Below are 20,160 nucleotides of genomic sequence, written 5' to 3'. Positions count from 1 at the left end.
ACAATGCCAAGAAAACCCAAGAGCCTTGGCTCTTGGGTTTTACATTAAAGCAGCAATTAATTCGCTTTTGTCGCTTTATATTTGATAGTTACATTGTAGTAAGGGAATAGGCCGCGTAGGCGGAAATTCCATTTACCTTCTGCAGGTTCGTCAAATACACAGCTTTCTTCACTCCCCCAAAGGTATGGACGACAGTCGTACTTGAAGAAGTTTGGCATTTTCTTATGGCGTACATATAGGTCTGCTTCGCCTTGACCTGTGATTGATACTTCTAGTTTATCAAAGCCCGCTGGTAGCTCGATTGAGCGATGTTGCCACCAGAACCAACCTGCAAGGCCTGTAAACTCGCCTTCAATAATCGTCGGCTCTTTAGCAAGGTTAAGGTCGATAACCACAGGGTCATGATCCGATGCGCGATAAGCGTGTGTTGCGTAAAGACTTGCTTTGTGAGTATCTGACTTGTACTCAGTGTTGTAATCTAGCGCAACGGGTTCGTCAGCATTGATATGCCAATCCGTTACTGACTTTACTTTCTCCATCATCGTGTTTGAAGCAAAGGCGTGATCTAGGCTACCGATACGTCCTTGATACACGTATGAATAATCTAAGCTATTGCCATGAAGCGTTTGCTTGATGTTGGCATAACCATTCTCGACATAGGTGTTGATTGGATCTTCCTGAGCGTACGCGTTCATGTCACCCAGAATAATCACATCATCTTCCGCAATTCCTGTCGGATTTGTGCCAAGCCAAGTCGCTAGGGTATTAACCGCAGTGACTCGAGTTTGGTTCCAACAACCTTGACCATCATTTTGGTCTTGATCTAAGCCCTCAGCTTTTGAGCAACTGCCTTTAGAGCGTAAATGAGCCATTACTACCGTGAAGACTTCGTCGCCGCTTGCCTCTTTGAAAGTTTGTACGACAGGAGGACGGTTACCATAGTCAAATGGTACTGTTTCGGTAAATGCTGGCGTGCCTACTTCAGCTACTTTATTACTACGATAAATGATGCCGGATGTAATTGCGTCCCCACCCACTTGATCAACATTTAGGTTTACAAATGCGTAAGTATTAGCAGAGTCTGTCGCATTTAAAGCGTTAACGAGATCGGCAATCGCACTAAACTCACCAAAGCCATCATTTTCTACTTCTAGCAGACCAATAATATCGGCATCGAGCGCCGAAATTGCAGCAACCGTTTTTGCTTTTTGGCGTTCAAACTCTTCTAGGTTGTCAGCTCCTCGTGACGTTGGGAAACCTGCACCTTGACCATCACCATTGAAGTAGTTTAATACGTTGAAGCTAGCAATACGTAAATCTCCACGCACTTCTACCTGAGGTGCTTCTGTACGTAGATTAGTATGAACAAAGTTTGGTGTTGTCGTTGGGTGAATACGGTATTGGCTATAACCATATCCCATTACACCCTCAAGGCCTGTCACAGAATCGCCCAGTCGTAAGGTGTTATAGGCATCTAGTGTAGGTGATGGGTAAGGAATAACGTCAGGGTTTTGTACTGATGAACCATCATCCAGTAAAATTTCTTTGCGCTTGTTCTCAGCTTCTAGCTGGTTAGCTGCATCACCTGGAGTTGCTACTTGAGTGCTCTGGTATAAACGTTCGGTACCTAAGCGTACTTCGCCGTAGCGCGCAAGTCCGTATGTATCGTTAACGACCAACTCATTTGAAATCGAAACCAACATGCCTTCGTAGGCTTCAAGACCGTTCTCTGCAGGTAAAGTAACGGTAGTCGCTGAAGCCGTTGCAGAACCACATAACTCAATTGCGTCGACGTTAATAAGTTGAGTTTGACCATACTTCTCTTCAACTTTACCACGTAATTTAACCACATCGCCTGTGCTTACTGGTGTTGCAGTATATACGACAAAAATACCTTCGGACGTATTACTATCAGCATCATAGTCAGTGCTTTCTTCTTGAATGAAGAAGCCGCCAAGCCCCGCATCTGATTGTAGGCTTGCAGTGACAACAGCTTGAACTTCAACCGTTTCTCCAGCTAATGGGCTTGCATCGCCTGCGCCCTGAATGGCACTGATCAAGGTGTTATTTTCGCCACAGATAACAGGCTCTGGCTCAGGTACGTCACCGCCATTAATGTGGATACCTAGGTTGCTAAAATCGTCTTTAGCAAGTGCAAGCCATTGTCCAGCGCCAATAAATGCAGAAGTTGCATCAGTTCGGCCGGTTGTTATTGCAGGATCTCTGACAAGCGTTTTATCTTTTGTTCTAATATCGCCATCAATCCATTCACTACCTGGGTCGACACCCACCTGACCTAGGCTATCAACAACTGCACCATTGAGCGTAAGCGTAACGGCGTCATCACCATTAAACCAGCTACTTGTGTTTGTTAACTGTGCCTTTGCGATGATCTCTGCTGCGGAGTCTGCATGAGCAATGACATAAGTTGATTTAGCCGCAAGTTCACCACTTAGTTCTATGTTAGTGCGAGCTTCTGTTGCGCCATTAAAGAAGAAATTGACAGAGTAACCAGTTAGATCGACAGCTTCGTCACTACCATTGTAGAGCTCAATGGCTTTGTTATAACTGCTACCTTCAACATACTCAGAGATAATCACCTCTGCTTGTGCATTTAGGCAAGCTAATGCAATAGCTGAAGCTAGGATAGATTTTTTAATCATTTTTTATTTTCCCGTGTATTAGAATTATCCGAATTTTTATTCGGACGCAGTATTTTAAGCGCTATTGATGACAATTCAATTAAACTTCACTGTTTGTTTACATTGGTTTACACTAAATTGTGTGTTGAAGGACAAAAGTCGTTGAATTTTATGCCATATTCAAACGTTGCCTGTGAGCAATTATGTGTATATTTCGAGATGCAACGGTTGCGCTATACTCAATTAGGATCGGAGCAAATATTTGTAGCAAAGTTGCCAGTCAACTTAATTTGAAAATGAAGGCGGGAGTGCGTAAACATGGCGATAAAGAGTGTAAAACAGTCATGCCTTCTGTTTATTGCCCTGTCATGCACATCATCGGCAAATGATGCCATAGTGGGAGCGCATAATGTTTGGCCTCCCTACGTCATTAACGAACATTCCGGTTTTACTGTTGATTTAGTTCGCGCGGCATTTAAGGCCGAGAATCAAGATTTTGAAATGCTCATTATGCCATTCAGTCGTGCCATGCGAATGGTTGAGAAAGGGCAGGTCGATATGATCCCCGCTTTATGGCGTTCTGAAAGTCGCGATGAACGCTTTATTTTTAGCAAAGCTTATTACAGTAATCGGCTGGTACTTATTTCACGTACAGAGCCAACCATTCATTTTAAAGAGTTGGACGATCTTAAAGGGCTAAGTGTATGTGCTATTCGGGGCTTTCGTTCTGAAATTGCACTCGCTCAGATCCCACAAATTCGCCTAGAAAAGCTCACAAACCTGACTTCCTGTTTGTCGCTTCTCAATAAAGCGCGAGTAGATGCTGTAGTTAGCGACGAGCTTGCTTTTGCGTATTTACAATCTCAACACGCTGAATTTCACAGCTTCAAAGTACATCAACCGACCATAGCACAATGGCCGCTTCATATTGGCGTTAGCAAATCTCATCCGAATGCAATAGCAATTATTGAATTGTTCAATAAGGGTTTGATACAACTTAAGACGAATGGTATTTATCAGGCAACACTTAAAAAGTATCAATTAGATGAGTGAATAACCGAGCATACTCGCTTCTGTTATATTATTTATGTAATTGGGGCAAACTGAAGCTGCTGTTTATCTATCATCATTTCCAATAGGTACGAAATGCTGGTATCAAAATCTTGATACGCTTTGCCGAACTTTTTACGCAATGTAACTTGTAATGATTCTTGTATCTTTGCTGGCGTTGTACCTTTTGCTAGCGCTTCATGTACTGCATTCCAGGCAAAAGTTAAAAATTGAATATCTCTAGAAACTGATTTCACCGAGGTATTTTCCCCGTGCCCGGTTAGTACGAGGAGAGGGCTTAGTTGCTTCACTTCTTTGAGTACTGAAATGAGCTGGGTAATGTTACCTCTAGGTGTCATGATGGGCATAAAGTTGGAGTTCACTACGTCACCTCCAATTAGAATGCGTTGTTTGGGTAGCCAAAGCATAACATCACCTGGCGAATGACCATCGTTGGCGAGCACAAATTCAACTTCAGTATCACCAAAAGTACGGGCTTGTTGATGTAAAATGGTTGAGGTAGGGATGGCGAGTGTGCTCTCACCAGTTGCGCCTTTAGTCATATTAAAAAACGCTTTAACATCAACCGACCCATCGCTTTTCATCGTCTCAGCGGACAAAGAGGTGGAGATAAGCTCTGCACCGAGCTTTGCAAAAGCGGCATTGCCAAGCCAATGATCGGCATGGCTATGAGAGTTGACTACCCAGCGAATTGGCTGTTCAGTTACACGTTTAACTGCTGCGATAATAGCGTTACCAATGTGCTCGGATGAACCAGTATCGAACACTAATACACCTTGAGTTGTAACAATAAAATGACTGTTTGAATTCCACCCTTTATTCTCAACTGTTGGTCTGCCATAAAAAGGAGAGATTACGCTATAGACATTCTTTGAGACTGAAACGGCTTCTAACTCAAGTGATTGAGATTGTGCATTGACGTGAGCACAGAAGAACCCAACAATCATGAGCCCTGATTTAATTCGATTTAGCATCATTTATCCATATTATTGTTATTATTTATATCAGTACTTGAAGCTGCTCACTTCAATGGCCCAATTGAAACTAACATTTTCTCCAAAATGAGTTCAAGCGCTTACGCTGCTTAAAGTGTAAGCAAGCGTGTCACCTTATTAAACTCGCTTTTTAAAGCCTCAAATCATCGTTCAACAGTCAATCAGCAATGAGCTTATGCATACGTATTCAATAGATTGTTTAGCTAGGAATTCTATATTGTTAATCTTGTGTGAATAAGAGGCGCAATAATGAAAAATATAAAACTAAACCAAATTGCAGCGGGAGTGTTGTTAGCATCCAGTTGCGTTACACCTGCATATGCCGCTGACGGCGACCCAACAACATTCGTTCATTTATTTGAATGGTCTTGGGCTGACGTTGCTATGGAGTGTGAAACGTTTTTGGGGCCAAATGGCTACGCGGCTGTGCAAGTATCGCCACCCAATGAGCATATTACAGGGGATCAATGGTGGACTCGTTATCAGCCAGTCAGTTATGAGATTGCGAGTCGTAGTGGCAGTCGAGCCGAATTTGCCGATATGGTCGCGAGGTGTAAATCTGCCGGAGTAGATATCTATGTTGATGCCGTTATAAACCACATGGCTCATGGCAGCGGGACTGGAGTTGCGGGTAACACTTTTGGCAACAAACAATATCCTATCTATAGTCCACAAGATTTTCATGAAACCTGTGCAATAAACCCTGAAGACTACGGTAATAATGCATGGCGAGTACAGCACTGCGAACTTGTAGGGCTTCATGATTTAGACACCGATGCGAGCTACGTACAAAATACCCTCGCGGGCTTTTTGAACGATTTACAGTCTCTGGGCGTGGCAGGGTTTAGGTTGGATGCAAGCAAGCACATGCCCGCAAGTGATATTGGCGATGTGTTAGCCAAGCTAAATCGACCAGCGGTCGTTTTCCAAGAGGTGATTGATCAAGGAGGCGAGGCGGTTTCTGCTTCTGAATATCATCAAAATGGTTTAGTCACCGAGTTTAAATACAGCATTAAACTGAGCGAGACATTTAAGCAAGGCAAATTGGCTTGGTTAAAAAGCTTTGGCGAAGCTTGGGGTATGATGCCAAGTTATAAAGCCGTGGTATTTACAGACAACCATGACAACCAACGCGGGCACGGTGGTGCAGGCTCTATCGTTACCTTTCATGATGGTAAACTGTATGATTTAGCGAATGTATTTATGCTGGCATATCCTTATGGTTATCCTAAAGTGATGTCTAGTTATGAATTTAATGGCGACGCTGATACTGGTGGCCCTTCGGTGCCTGTTCATCAAAGTGGTAACCTCAATTGTTCCAGTCAATTATGGCAGTGTGAGCATCGTCGCCCAATGATTGCAGGTGCAATGCAGTTTAGAAATCATACTAATGGCAATTGGACTGTGGCAAATTGGTGGGATAATGGTAATAACCAAATTGCATTTTCTCGAGGTGATTTAGGCTTTGTCGCCATTAACCGAGAATCTTCTAGTATGGGTCAAAGCCTGCAAACAGGGCTCTCTGCCGGAATCTATTGTGATGTGCTAAGCGGAGGTATCGGCCAAGAAAACTGCGCGGGTAGAAGCATCGAAGTTGATACCAACGGTTACGCACAAATTAATTTAGCTGCTATGGATGCCGTAGCCATTCATCATCAAAGTAAACTGGCAACGCCACCAGAGACCGGTGATTGGCAACGCACATTAGTCTTTATTAAAGCGGAAACTCAATCTGGTCAGGATATGTTCGTTCGAGGTGGTCTTGATCATGTCGCAGCATTGCAGCGCGGGATTGATTGCGGCGCCGATCCTGCTCTTTGCTCTTTACCTATCAAGCATTTGAACATGCGAAACATGACAACTTCGGCTTGGAAAGTGGCTGATACCAGATTGGATTGGCTAGCGGCTGAAACTGGGCAGTCTAGTGATGCCCAAGGGAGTCCGCTGGATTGGACAACCAATATTTGGCCTGCTAACTGGGGCGCGGAAAAACGTTACGACAGCGATGGTTTTGGCGTCATGTCACTCAATCAATGGGGAGCACATTACTGGTTGCTGGAAGTAGAAATGGACTGTAGCAAAACATTCAACGGTTGGTTTGAAGTAAAAGCATTCGTTAAAAATGGTCAAGGTTGGGAAGGGGATATTAACCAACAAGACACGCCATATACGAGCAATAATCACTTTGCTCAATGCGGAAAGTTGAACGTGTTTGAGTTTGGCACAAACTCAGTCTCTATTTCGTCATTATAACAAAGATGGACTAGGGCTAACCTAGTCCAGATTTACACTCCTCAGTGCTGTAAAAATTACATCCAACCAATACACTAATCTTTAATATTCATATATTTCATGATGTTATGTGGTGGTATTGATTCTGCATAAGTCTTCGCATCTACCTCTACATCAGCAACGTATTGAAGGAGAGAATGATGACGGAGTCAGACAATATTTCAGTCGCGATCTTAGCCACTGACGGATTCGAACAAAGTGAGCTGATTAAACCTAAGCAGGCGCTTGAAAGCGCTGGATTTAATGTTGATATTATTTCATTAAAAAAGGGGGGGATTACCGCTTGGGATGAAGACCGTTGGGGTGAGAAAGTCGCCGTTGATTTAACCTTGGATGAAGCCATACCCAGTAAATATGCAGGGCTCGTTTTACCTGGCGGGTTGTTCAACCCCGACAGGCTAAGGCAGGAAAAATCGGCGGTTAAATTTATTCAAGCCTTTTCACAGTTTGGGAATAAGCGCCCAATCGCGGCGATATGCCACGGTCCTTGGCTGCTAATCGAAGCCCAGTTGGTTGAGGGCAAAACGCTTACCTCTTTCCCAAGTATCAAAACCGATCTTAAAAATGCAGGCGCAGACTGGATTGACCTAAAAGTTGCAGTAGACGACAACTTGATCACGAGTCGCAATCCAAATGATCTTGATGCTTTTAATGAAGCAATAATTGAGGCTCTGCAACAAGATACTATCAATTAATCGAAAGAGTGAGTTTGTGCCGTTTCAAACAGACACTAATTGGTATAAATAAGGAGAGGATAATGTCAGACATAAAGAAAACTTTTTGGGAGGCGCTAGACAGCAGCCCCAATGTGATGATTGGTTTGAGTGATGACAATAATCACCATGAGCCAATGCGCGCACAGTTGGATAAAGACGCCAATGGCGAGTTTTGGTTTTTTACCAGTAAAACAAATCGTATTGCCAAGTGTGGTAAAGCGACTGCTCAATTTTCCAGTAAAGGGCACAACGTATTCGCTTGCATTCGCGGACACTTAATTGAAGAAACGCGACAAGACGTACTTGATGCCCATTGGTCAAGACAAGCCGAGAGCTGGTTTGAAAAGGGTAAAGATGACCCCGAGCTTATCATGCTCCGTTTCGAACTGGACGATGCTGAAATTTGGCATGTTAGCCCCGACTTGAGCGGCTTATTAAAACTAGCCGTGGGCAAAAATGTAGAACCGGAAGAGATGGGTGAGCGAGAAACGGTCCAGTTTAGATAATCACATTACTCAATTTGAAGCAGTCACTAGGGCGCAAAGACGGTACTTGTTTTTGCGCCTTCATTGCTTCCACTCACGTGAAAATGTTCCCAAATGTATTGTTAGTAGTTTAACTATTTAGGACTTTGGGGAATTCTCTGGACAACGGCTAACACTGTGATAACAATAAATGTATTGATTTTAAAGTGAGCTGTTTCAGTGAATTCAGGAGTTTACATGGCCACCGAGGATACCTTTGATAATTGGCAACACGCCTTATCTGCCAGTTATGAGCAATTAATTAATCAATTTGTTACTCACACGCCGCAACTATTGGGCGCGGCACTCATGCTGCTTGTCGGTTGGGTGGTGGCTTGGCTATTGAGCAAGCTAACTATTTCGTTATTTAAGCTTTGCAATCGTGCATTGGTGGGGTTAAGTCAACGAGTGCAAACCGAACAAACGCTTCAGCTAAATCTAAAACACGCTCGATTAATAGGGAAAACCGTGTTTTGGGTCACGATGATGTTTTTTATCGCAGCAGCCACATCCAGCCTTGGCTTAAACTTCTTCAGTGATTGGATCTCCTCGCTACTCAGTTATTTACCAAACCTCCTCGCTGGGATATTTATTATTGTTGGTGGTTATCTGCTTGGCAATTTGGCCAGTGCCATGGCAAGAGCTGGTGCGCAGTCTGTAGGGTTTGCGCGAGTCGAAGTCGCGGGTAACATCGCCAAGCTCGCGATCCTATTTACCGCAACGGTAATAGGTATTGAGCAATTAGGGATCAATATTCAATTTGTGACCAATATGGTGGTGGTGCTGACAGGCGTACTGTGTGCGGGAGTTGCATTGGCTTTTGGTCTTGGGAGTCGAGAACTAATCGCAAATACTGTTGCGGCAAAACAAGCGCTGCGTCACTGTCGAATTAACGATCAAATTGAAATTGCAGGCGTTTCAGGCACGCTCACCGAAATCACGGCAACGATGTTAGTGATTGAAACCCAAAAAGGGAGAACCCTAATACCGGCAAGGCAATTTTTAAAGGACTCGGCACATATTACCGCTACACACAGTCATTCAAGTAAGCAGTAGGGAGGCTCTATGTCAGCGTTAAACCTCAAAATTGCGCAACACTTTTTACAAGAAGAGCCAGCAGGCGCCGCGCGCTTACTTTCTTTGCAAACGCCAGATGTCGCTGCTGAGTTACTAAAAACGTTACCAAATGAAGTTGCTTTAAACGTACTTAAAGTCATGCAGCCTCGCAGTGCAGCGGAAATACTGATAACGCAAACGGATGTGGATATTGCTAGGTGGCTAGGTAAAATGAAGTTGGCTGATATTGCTGCTATCTTAAGGCATTTACAGGACGAAGAACTTGCTCGTTTTCTTAATCTCATTTCAGTAAGACGACAAACTCTCTGTAAGATGTTAATTAGCTACCCTGATTATACTGTGGGAGCGTGGGTTGAGACGGACGTATTAATTCTTGAAGAAACAATGACAGTTGAGGAGTCACTACTGCGCTTAAAAAAGCGTGACTATATCGGGTTTGCGCTAGTTTATGTGGTAAATCAGCATCGCCATGTGGTCGGTCAGTTGTCACTAACTCATTTGCTTCGAAAAGCGCCGCAACAGAAAATTGCAGATTTGATGGATACTCACGTCGCTTCTCTAAGTGGTTATACCGAGTTGCATAGTGCATTGAAATCGCCCGTTTGGGCGCAACAAGATCAGGTTGCAGTTGCCAATCGAAGTGGTGATTTTATTGGGGTATTGCCACATTACAGAGTGAGAAGTGCACTTGGCCGAATGGATGAAACACAAGACAAGCCAAGTGAATCTTTAGATTTATTAGATGCCTACACCAGTTCGTTTGTCAGTATGTTAGATACATTGGTGCCAGTTAAGGTCAAGGGGAAATAAGCGATGAGCGTAGCGAAAGATACATTAGATTCAGCGGTAGAGCAGCTCAGTGATGAGTTTTTAAGTAAGTTTCCGCTCAAAAGTGCGCAGCTCCTTGGCACTTTACCTCCAGACGAAGCCGCTGAATTATTACAACAGCAGGCACAACATATCATTTATCGTTTATGGAAATATTTGCCGCCGGGAGCCGCTGAACAAATTTTCCAGCAATTCCCTGTGGATTATCAAGCACAATTTATCGCGAGCCTAGATAGCCATATTGCGGTCGGGCTTTTGAACAAACAGTCGCAGGAAGCGCAGCAGGTACTACTTGCTAAATTAAAGGAGCAGCATTCAACCATAGCGGATGAACTTAGTGAGTTGCTGGTTTTTCCTGAAAATACCGCTGCGAGAATGATGAACAAAAAGGTTCAAGCGTTTTACTCAGATACAACACTACGAGAAGTACTTGCGCAGCTGAAGCGATTAGACGGTAAAGTGCCAGATGTCATCTATGTGTTAAACGAACAGCAGGATTTAGTGGGCGAAACAACACTCAATATTTTAGTGGGAAGCTCCTCAAGTAAAACCCTAATGCAGGTTGCGACACCGATCCGAGTCACGCTAAATGTAATGGATCATAAAGATCAGGTCGTGGAAGCGTTTGAAGGGCACAAAGTGCGAGCAATTCCGGTACTTGATGCGCAGCAACAGCTAGTTGGGCAGATCCGATTTTTTGACGCCTATCAGTCAACCAAAGAAGATTTAGCGAGTGATATGCAGACCATGGTAGGTGCGAGTAAAGACGAAAAAGCTCTATCAAGTAGCTGGTTTGCAGTAAAGAAACGGCTCCCGTGGTTACAAATTAACTTGTTAACCGCATTTGCAGCCGCTGCCGTTGTGGGGGCCTTTGAGGGATTGATTGCTCAAGTTACCGCTTTAGCTATTTTACTGCCGGTAGCTGCTGGACAGTCGGGTAACGCAGGGGCTCAAGCTTTGGCGGTAACAATGCGAGGCTTAACACTACGAGAAATTTCAACGCGACACTGGTATCAGGTGATGCTAAAAGAAATGATGGTTGGTCTGCTAAATGGCATAGCAATAGCCGTTACTTGTGGCATTGGCGTATATTTGTGGAGTCAATCACTCGGTCTTGCACTTGTTATTGCGCTTGCGATGATATCGTCTCTTGTCATTGCGGGCAGCTCAGGCGCCATTGTACCAATTGCCTTGAAAAAATTTGGACTCGACCCTGCGCAATCTTCATCAATTGTACTTACGACAATTACAGATATAGCGGGTTTTATGTCATTTTTGGGGATTGCGTTGTTGCTGTCAGATATGTTGCCGAAAGGCTAAGTGAGGAGTGGGATAATTCGTAGAGCTAGTGCAGGCACTAGCTCTGAGCAATACGTATTAGTTAACTACTACGTTGCTTGCTTGAGGACCTTTCTGGCCTTCTTCAACTGTGAAAGACACTGATTGGCCTTCAGTTAAAGTTTTGAAACCGTCAGAAACGATAGCACGGAAATGTACGAATACGTCTTTACCGCCGTTTTCTTGAGTGATGAAACCAAAACCTTTCTCTTCGTTGAACCACTTAACTGTGCCGTTTACTGTGTTAGACATAATTGAAACCTTTTTCAAAAAATTAAATATGTGGTGAAAATCACCGATAAAGCGATAGATAAAACTTAGCTAGTAACGCATTGGTATATCTATAAACGACTTTTTAAAAAAAAGAGTATCAAGAAAAAACAGTGCAGCAGTAGTAAGTGCTCTAAGTATCTAAAGCCTGCATATAGTATAGCGTTCTTAAGGCGCTGTCCAATGAAGTTTGCAACTTTTTTGTTTAAAAAGTGAGCGGAAATAAATTTTGAGCGAATTTATTGGTGTAACTTTGATTGGGATGGACGAATTTGAAACATGTGTTTTCTTCGCTTTATTATTACCAAACTGTCCATCGTATCCTGTATTCTTCAGCTTGCTTATTTCAAACTGCGATAAAATAAAGTGGTAACGCGCTCTTCTGGTAGCCAATTAGCATAGTTAAGATTAAGTACTTGTAGTGGGCGAGCGGCTACAACCTCTTCCAAGCTTGTATTATTTTTCATTGCATCTAGCATAATCGTTTTCGCTTTATGTAATAGTGCTAGATAATCTTGTAAATTTTGTTTATCTGTTACTGGGCCATGGCCTGGTATGACGGTGGTCTTGTCGTCTATTTTCTTTATCACATCTTGTACAGCTGCAATGACCCCATCTAAGGAGCCGCCGCTGTCGACATCGACAAAAGGTAAGCTGCCTAAATTAAAATAGATATCGCCCATATGTACGGCATTTGCTCGGTCAAAAAAGATCACTGCATCGCCATCGGTATGGGCGTGATGATAATGCCATAAGTGAGCATGCTCTTGGTTAAAGTGGAGCTTCATATCACTGCCAAACGTCAAAGTTGGCAAGTAGTCAGAACCATCACCGTGTTTTTGTTCTAACCGCTTGTATACATTGTGATGTGCGATAACATGGCTGCCTGCTTGTGCGAAATTTTCGTTGCCTCCTGTATGGTCGCCATGATGATGGGTATTAATCACAAACTCAGGTGCGTTGGGTTGGATAGTTTTGATTTTTGCTTTAATTTGTTCGCTGAGTTTAGCGAACTGATCATCGACAATGTAAACGCCATCTGAGCCTGAACTTATCGCAATATTACCTCCTTGCCCAAATAGCACATGAAGGCCCTTTGCTACCTCTTGCAACTTAAATTCAATATCATCAGCTTGTGCGTTTGAAATGTTTATCAATCCAAACGCGATGGCAGCGAACGAATTTCTTGCTAATTTAATCATGATCCATCCTTTTTATTCTATTTTTTGTTTATTTCTATAAGGCAGTGGCTTCAGGTGTTTTATCATACGTGTCGATTCACTCTTCTGCCGCTGCTGCGTTGTCTATTACCTGCCTCAATGCAGCATCCATCTTTAGGATAAAGTCTTGTTTAAATGGATATTTTCCTTCGAACCCTTTTAGGTACCCAATGTGGGCAGTGCGCCGCATTACTATTTTATCTTCAACAATATTACTGGTGCTTAAACTTGGTGTTATCTGCGACATTTTATTGATACCAAGTAAAGTAGAAAGCCGATCATTGACGTAACAATCAATGCGCCCACGTGCGAGCTTTTCAATATTTGAACGTGTGCTTTTGTTTTCCCAAAGTTGAATAAGTCCTTGTTTTTGCGCTTCCATTAGGCTTTCATCTAAGATGATATAACCGGCATTAATGCCAATATTAAGTACTCTTTCTGGTTTTACATGAGGCAAGTTTTTTAGCGTGATCCCTTGATTGCAAAAGGCAACCACCACCTCTTCTTGAAGAGGAATTGAATATGGCCAGATATAGGGGCGTTTTTTGATATGAATATAAGGTGGCATTAACGCCATTGCATCACCGGATGCCATAGAGGAAACACCTCGCTTCCAAGGTACCGCTTGCAAATTAACTTGATATTCATGACTCAGCAAACGTGCGGCTTGCTTCACTATATCGACATAGATGCCATAAAGCTCGCCGTTAATTTGATAACTATAAGGCGGGTAAGCATCGTCGACCAAAATGGTTACTTTAATAGGTGCTGAGTATTCTGGTTTATGGGGAGCAGCGCTAGATAAAAGCGGCAGAAAGATACAGCAGCAAATAAAAACAAAGCGAAACAAATTCATTTTTCACTTATGTATGTAGAAGTCGTCTTTAAAATATAGAGGTTTTTTACGAAAAATCTAATGAGTTGAAACCGCAGCATTTTGAAAAGGGCTTATCGATATTAAAAAATGATAAGCCCATATTGTTTAGTGGCTAATGCTCAGGTTTGTATGTTTTCTCTCCAATTTGAAGTCTGTCAAACCGCGGTGAGATTCTTCGATATTGTCCTTGCAGCAGCAACTCAATGATTTTATTGTCACTTTCTGCCCACTTGGATAAAGGAAAATATGCAATTTGCCATTTTCCGTCATCCAGATAGATTAGCCTGATTTCAGTATCGTGAGACTCTTCTATCAACAGTAGGTATTCTGTCTCCTCTGTTTTATCGAGCTGAATAGCGAATAGAGCGGTTCTTACTGCGTATTGAAATGCGTAAGGACTCTGTTTTACATGTGCAGAAACCGCGTGCTTCATTTCTATTGGGAGCGCATCGCTTGCTACATTGAGCAATTCAATATTGGTCCAAATATCAACGTCTTCGGGTTGTGCTGATTCAGCCGTTAATGCGCGCTCAATTGTTTTAATAAGCACCGCATCCGAGCTGTTGCGTTTTATCTCTTCAAGCGCTTCAACACCAGGTTTACCGAGTTGGTTAGCAAAGTAGTAAGTATCGAGCTGGTCAATTTGTTGGTTACTTTGTAAAAAACGTGAAACCTGACTCATCACAGTTATCTTTCTAAAGTCCAAAAGAGGACTTTGTGACATCAACAAGATGCTAGTGATTAACAGCACGATGGGGCGGTTAGCCAGTCCAAGGTTGTTTACCCAGCTTGACTTAAATCGAGCAAAATTAACAAGATACCCAATAGCGAAGAGCCCTAAGAAGGCACAAATAGTAATTGCCCAGAGTCTGGCGATGTTGAAGCCGTACTGATCAACCCTTAACCATAATCCATAGGCGCTAATGGATATGTAGATAGGGAAACAAATTAACACAACCAAAGTGAGAATTTGCACCCATGTACTAGAGTTTTTGCCATAATTAGCAGTATTGAGTGTAATGAGTTGCGCACCTAATAGGAAAAATACCAGTGCGCTGCCACCGTTTTGCCAAAGCGGCGCAAGGCCAGTGCCAAGCAAACTGATTAAAAATAGTGAGGAGATAAATGCAAGTACTGGCAATAAAAGCCGTGCAAAGCCCTGACACACTATGAATAATTGGCTCAGAGTGCTGGCTTTATCTCGCGCATTTATGACACCTATTGCTTGAGCTAGTGTTAATGCTGGATAAAAGAACCAAGGCTCGGAGAAAAGCTCGGCAAAAAATTTGATATTGATAACAGAAAACAAGCCAGCCCAAAGCCCCAAAATTGCGCCTGTTGCTAACGTAAATAGTTGTGCCGTTAAAAACACAGTGATGACACTGGCGAAGCAGTCTGCAAGCGCGGAATATTGCGGTAAAGATGCGTGGCTGCGATCTGTTACAACCAAGGGGATCACTAGAAAGGTACATAGAAATAGAACTAGCGGAAAAGGCCAACATTGGAAAAAGGTGTCAGATAGTGGGGAGTGTAATTGCAGGCCGGTATAAAATCCGAGCGAGAGAACGAGGACTCCAAAGGCTATAAACCAGAGTACTTGCTTTTTAGTTAGTGATTGAAAGCTGGCATATAGAATCAACGCAGGAAATGTGATTGCGAAAGCATATAGTCCAAATAGCCACTCATTTGCAAGCTTGGGCCAATGTTCAATCGCGAGCAATTGATGCAGTAAAACTAGTACAACCCCTTGAACAAGCGCGAGTAATAACAGCCGTTTTGATTGCTGAGTAATATCCATGTTCTATCCTTTATATCTGCAGTGCATTGCAGTAGGTCTGTGATCAGTAAGTCCTCTAATGGTAATAAACTAAAAATAAACCCTGCGTGACTACTTAACCTAAGTTACTCAGTCTCACAGGGTTTTTATACTTGTAGATTAGACGCTAATTTTAAAGTTTATTCTCTGCGAGTGCGATAAAGAAACTATAGCTTAATGCGACATCGTGAATACGCTTAAAGCGACCAGACGCACCACCGTGGCCAGCTTCCATGTCGGTTTTTAGCAGCAGTAGATTATCATCTGTTTTATATTCTCGTAGCTTAGCGACCCATTTCGCTGGCTCAAAGTACTGCACCTGAGAATCATGCAAACCCGTGGTTACAAGCAGATTTGGATATGCTTGGGCTTTAACTTGATCGTAAGGTGAGTAAGACAGCATGTAATCAAAATACGTCTTCTCATTTGGGTTGCCCCATTCGTCGTACTCATTTGTGGTCAGCGGTAGCGTTTCGTCAAGCATGGTATTGATCACGTCTACAAATGGAACTGCCGCATGTACACCATCGTACAACTCTGGCGCTTGGTTAATGACTGCACCCATTAATAGGCCACCTGCGCTGCCACCCCTCGCATAAATACGTGAAGCATCCCCATACTTTTGCTCAACGAGTGCTTTTGTGACATCAACAAAGTCGTTAAAGGTGTTCTTTTTGTTTAACTTTTTGCCATTATCATACCAAGGACGGCCAAGCGTTTCTGAACCACGAATGTGTGCAATAGCATAGACAAAACCACGATCTAAAAGGCTTAATCGGCTTATTGAGAAGGTTGGCTCAACATTAGAACCGTATGAACCATAACCGTATTGTAGTAACGGGTTTGAACCATCTTGCTTGAACTTATCTTTACGATAAACAATTGAAACCGGTACTTTTATGCCGTCACGTGCGGTGATAAAAATACGTTCAGATTGGTAGTTTTCAGGTGCAAAGTCGCCCAATACTTTGTCTTGCTTTAATAGTGTTTTGTCTAAACTAGCTAGGTCGACATCATACACAGAAGCCGGGGTCGTCATACTCTGATAACCAATTCTTACTGCATTTGCATCTAGGTTTTCGTTACTAGTTAAATAAACGGCGTAAGCCGGGTCATTAAAGGTTAAACGCTTGCTTTCGTTATTATCTAAATTTAATACGGTGATTTGGCTAAGACCATTTTCACGCGTTTCGTAAACTAGGTGCTGATTAAATAGCTCAAAGCTATCTAGTTTTGCATCGGCATTGTGCGGTACAACGGTTTGCCATTTTGAAATATCACTTGCATCACTGGCTTTAACGCGCATCAGCTTAAAGTTTACGGCATCTTTATTGGTGTGGATGTAATACCAATCGCCAAGTTTAGCAATGCTATATTCATGACCACTTTCTCTAGGGATAAAGCGCTCAGGAGTTGCTTTTGCATTATCTGCGTCTAGTAAAGATACACCTGACGCCTCGGTACTTGAATGGTGAATGTATATTTTGCTCTTGTCTTTACTCTTTGAGATATACGTGTAATAGCTGTTATCTTTTTCTTCGTAAATTAATTCATCTGTGCTTTGTGCTGTGCCTAGAGTATGGCGAAACACTTGATAACCAAGCAAAGTAACAGGATCTTTTTTGATGTAATAGATAGTTTTGTTGTCATTTGCCCAAACGATAGGACCTGAAGCGCCTTCAATCGTATCGTCTAATAGCTTACCTGTCGTTAAATCTTTGATTCGAATCGTATAAATTCGACGACTTAATGTATCCTCAGCAAAAGCTAACAGGTTTTCGTTGGTTGAAATGGAAAGACCACCGACACCATAATAGTTTTGACCTTCAGCGCGGATATTCGCATCAAAGATAGCTTCTGCATTTTTACCATCTTGGTGTTCACTGCGGTAATAAGTGAAGTATTCTTTGTCACCCTCAGTGGCACTAAAATAATAGTAACTGCCGTTTAATACTGGCACGCTGCGGTCATCTTTGACCACTTTGTTTTTAATTTCGTCAAATAAGGTTTGTTGTAGTTGCTCTGTATTTATGAGCTTACTGTCGGTATAGGCATTTTCTTTGTTTAAGTGTGACAACACCTTTTCGTCACTTCTAGTATCGTCACGTAGCCAGTGATAATTATCGACAAGTTCTTGACCGTGAATGGTCGTCTTGTGTGGGATCTTTTCAGCTATAGGTGCCGTTACCGCTGTGGCTTGCTCAGCGGTAGCTTCAGACTTTGTGTGTTGTGACGGCGCTTCTTGACAACCGAGTACAGTAACCAAAGATGCTGCTACTAATGTAAATTTAAATTTCTTCATTTTTATTCTTCTGTAATAAATCAATTCATCGAGTCTAACTAGTTCTTATTATGAGGACAACTAATTGAGACGATATTTTGTAACAATTGCAAAAAACAAGATATTAGTTTTCTATTCAGTCAATATCAAAGCGGCCAACCAAACGCTCTAAGTCTTTAGCTAAGCTAACTAATTGGTCAGCGCCTGCATTTAATGCGGCTGTTTCTTCTCCGACTTGTCGTACAGAAACATCCACCGAGTCAATCAAACGTCTAGTGTGGCCTGCATTTTCTCCTTGTAATGAGGCCTGTGACGCTATATTTGAAACCGAAGTTTTAATTCTTGATACTGCCTGCGCGATATCAGTAAATGCTTGCTGCGCGCTTTGTGATTGTTTGATAGTCGTTTCAGATTCGCTTACGCTTGATGTCATTTGGGCTGATACCGTCCTCGTTTGAGCGATGAGGTTGGTTAACACTTGCTCTATTTCCTGCGTGGCGTCATGTGAGCGCTGCGCAAGCGTTCTTACTTCATCAGCAACCACCGCAAAGCCCCTACCTTGTTCACCTGCACGGGCTGCCTCAATCGCTGCATTTAATGCTAAAAGATTGGTTTGCTCTGCGATAGAACGGATCACGCCTAAAATATTAGTGATATCTTGGCTTTCACTTTCGAGCTGGTTCATGGCGTTGGCGGACTCAGCCAACGAATGATTAAGCCTCGCAACCTGCGATACTGTACTTTCTATTGTGCTGTTACCACGCTGAGCGTGATCGTCCGCAGTGACGACATCCTCCAAAGTGTGACCGCAGCTTTCACTGATCTGTGCAGCAAGCTGCTCTACGGTTTCAGTGGTCGTAGTAGCACTGGCAGAGTCTTCAGCCTGCGTATGGCATTGATTACGGATATCGTTGATACTCTTTTGTGACCCTAATGCAGCATCATTCAATGTTGAGGCATTACTTTGAATATCTTTTACGAGCGAATTAATTGAGTCCAAGAATTTATTGAACCACGTGGCCAGCTCTCCAATTTCATCATTGGTGACGACTTTTAAACGTTTGGAAAGGTTGCCTTCACCTTGTGCTATTTCTTTTAAACCATCAGACACCATTTCAATAGGTTCAACTATCTTGTTGGCAAGCGTTATTGCAATAATAATAAACAAAATTACCATGATAACCGCGATAATAGTGATACTAATCGTCATATCGTAAGCTGAAGCTAAGATTTCATCTTCATCGATCACTGCGATAAATTGCCAACCGAGTGTGTCAGAGCGATAAATCTTAGCATCATAGGTTTTATTATCAGTTTCAATAGTGAGGTAGGGTTCGTTTGTGGCGCTGCGAATGGCCTTGTAAAGGGGGCTGGTGAGATCTTTAATGTGTTTAAAGTTATGATTTTTATTTTTGGGATCGGCAAGTACAGTGCCTTCGGCATCAAGAAGGATTAAATATCCCGACTCCCCGAGTCGAATATTGCTCACGATATCGGTCAGTGTAGCAAGCGTTACATCTAATGATTGCACGCCAATTACTTTGCCATCACGTTTTATACCTGTGGCAACAGAAACCATAGCTTGTCCCGTTACTCCTTGATAAGGCTCAGTAAGGATAACCTTGCTGGGATCTTTAGAGGCGTTTTGATACCAAGGGCGCTTTCTTGGATCGTAATCACCAAGGGGCTCCGCAGGATACTGAATAAAACCACCGGAACCGGTGCCAAGATATACAAACAATAATTCTTCGTGGGTTTGCCCAAATGCCCGATAAAGCTCAAAAATATTGCTTTCGGTTTGGCCGTTCTGTAGCGGAGTCATCGGTTTCTCTGCACCAAAATAAGTGGTAGTGTCTTGACCCACTTGTTGCACAGCCTTGGACTCGGCGAGGAAGCGCGCATTTTTCTTCATCTGCTCAAAAAACAGTACAAAAGACTGCTCGGCTTGCCTTATCTCATTGCCAGAAGCATCAAGGAATTTATCAAGAGAGTCGCTTTTGGTCTGAGAAATGCTGACCACAGAAATCGCTAAAATAGGAATGATCACAGTGAGAACAAAGCTAATAATGAGCTTTTTGCGCATTTTCATACAGACAACCCTTAACTATCCGAGTGTTTTTATTATGCTCCTAGCAGGAGCGCATATTCTCAGGGCAAATCTGAGCCACGGGCGTGGCTCGTTAAAGTCCGTATTACAAGCTCTTTGCAGTGGT

At 42.8% G+C, this 20,160-nt stretch carries 15 protein-coding genes; 7 read left to right on the top strand and 8 right to left on the bottom strand.

Annotated features, from left to right (window positions below):
• Positions 1-56 precede the first annotated feature (56 nt).
• Complete coding sequence (locus GSF04_RS02650) at positions 57-2,663, bottom strand: ExeM/NucH family extracellular endonuclease (RefSeq protein WP_211856455.1); 2,607 nt, start codon at positions 2,661-2,663, stop codon at positions 57-59.
• Between the two features lie 297 nt (positions 2,664-2,960).
• Here GSF04_RS02650 and GSF04_RS02645 point away from each other — a divergent pair, with 297 nt between their 5' ends.
• A complete protein-coding gene (locus GSF04_RS02645; RefSeq protein ID WP_249122320.1) occupies positions 2,961-3,695 on the top strand; it encodes a transporter substrate-binding domain-containing protein in 735 nt (244 codons plus the stop codon).
• 32 nt (positions 3,696-3,727) lie between these two features.
• Here GSF04_RS02645 and GSF04_RS02640 read toward each other — a convergent pair whose 3' ends face one another.
• A complete protein-coding gene (locus tag GSF04_RS02640; RefSeq protein WP_211856453.1) occupies positions 3,728-4,687 on the bottom strand; it encodes an MBL fold metallo-hydrolase in 960 nt (319 codons plus the stop codon).
• A gap of 270 nt (positions 4,688-4,957) precedes the next feature.
• Here GSF04_RS02640 and GSF04_RS02635 point away from each other — a divergent pair, with 270 nt between their 5' ends.
• From GSF04_RS02635 to GSF04_RS02610, 6 genes are all read left to right on the top strand, one after another.
• Positions 4,958-6,961 (top strand): alpha-amylase family protein, encoded by a 2,004-nt coding sequence (locus GSF04_RS02635; protein ID WP_211856451.1) that lies wholly within the window; start codon positions 4,958-4,960, stop codon positions 6,959-6,961.
• 179 nt (positions 6,962-7,140) lie between these two features.
• Positions 7,141-7,695 (top strand): type 1 glutamine amidotransferase domain-containing protein, encoded by a 555-nt coding sequence (locus GSF04_RS02630; RefSeq protein ID WP_039491278.1) that lies wholly within the window; start codon positions 7,141-7,143, stop codon positions 7,693-7,695.
• Positions 7,696-7,757: 62 nt separating this feature from the next.
• Positions 7,758-8,222 carry a pyridoxamine 5'-phosphate oxidase family protein gene (locus tag GSF04_RS02625; protein ID WP_039491276.1) on the top strand — a complete coding sequence of 155 codons (465 nt, stop codon included), beginning with the start codon at positions 7,758-7,760 and terminating at the stop codon, positions 8,220-8,222.
• A 216-nt stretch (positions 8,223-8,438) separates the two neighbouring features.
• Positions 8,439-9,296 carry a mechanosensitive ion channel domain-containing protein gene (locus GSF04_RS02620; RefSeq protein WP_211856449.1) on the top strand — a complete coding sequence of 286 codons (858 nt, stop codon included), beginning with the start codon at positions 8,439-8,441 and terminating at the stop codon, positions 9,294-9,296.
• Between the two features lie 9 nt (positions 9,297-9,305).
• Positions 9,306-10,127, top strand: coding sequence for a magnesium transporter (locus GSF04_RS02615; protein ID WP_211856447.1), 822 nt, complete (start codon positions 9,306-9,308; stop codon positions 10,125-10,127).
• 3 nt (positions 10,128-10,130) lie between these two features.
• Entirely contained in the window at positions 10,131-11,465 is a 1,335-nt protein-coding gene (locus tag GSF04_RS02610) for a magnesium transporter (RefSeq protein WP_039491271.1), read from the top strand.
• A 57-nt stretch (positions 11,466-11,522) separates the two neighbouring features.
• On the opposite strand, the gene GSF04_RS02605 is transcribed toward GSF04_RS02610, so the two are convergent.
• From GSF04_RS02605 to GSF04_RS02580, 6 genes are all read right to left on the bottom strand, one after another.
• Complete coding sequence (locus GSF04_RS02605; protein WP_010369631.1) at positions 11,523-11,735, bottom strand: cold-shock protein; 213 nt, start codon at positions 11,733-11,735, stop codon at positions 11,523-11,525.
• Between the two features lie 359 nt (positions 11,736-12,094).
• Entirely contained in the window at positions 12,095-12,955 is an 861-nt protein-coding gene (locus GSF04_RS02600; RefSeq protein WP_211856446.1) for an MBL fold metallo-hydrolase, read from the bottom strand.
• Between the two features lie 76 nt (positions 12,956-13,031).
• Positions 13,032-13,829, bottom strand: a complete 798-nt coding sequence (locus tag GSF04_RS02595; protein WP_211856445.1) for a transporter substrate-binding domain-containing protein — start codon at positions 13,827-13,829, stop codon at positions 13,032-13,034.
• A 133-nt stretch (positions 13,830-13,962) separates the two neighbouring features.
• Positions 13,963-15,648, bottom strand: a complete 1,686-nt coding sequence (locus GSF04_RS02590) for a DUF4153 domain-containing protein (RefSeq protein WP_211856444.1) — start codon at positions 15,646-15,648, stop codon at positions 13,963-13,965.
• Between the two features lie 151 nt (positions 15,649-15,799).
• Positions 15,800-17,968: a S9 family peptidase gene (locus tag GSF04_RS02585; protein WP_211856443.1), complete on the bottom strand. Its 2,169-nt coding sequence runs from the start codon at positions 17,966-17,968 to the stop codon at positions 15,800-15,802.
• 115 nt (positions 17,969-18,083) lie between these two features.
• Positions 18,084-20,036 (bottom strand): methyl-accepting chemotaxis protein, encoded by a 1,953-nt coding sequence (locus GSF04_RS02580; protein ID WP_045988037.1) that lies wholly within the window; start codon positions 20,034-20,036, stop codon positions 18,084-18,086.
• Positions 20,037-20,160 lie beyond the last annotated feature (124 nt).

The sequence above is a fragment of the Pseudoalteromonas sp. A22 genome, from assembly GCF_018141345.1.
GTDB lineage: Bacteria > Pseudomonadota > Gammaproteobacteria > Enterobacterales > Alteromonadaceae > Pseudoalteromonas > Pseudoalteromonas maricaloris.
The sequence above is the reverse complement of the archived record's forward strand: the minus strand, read 5'-3'. Positions and strand labels throughout refer to the sequence as shown.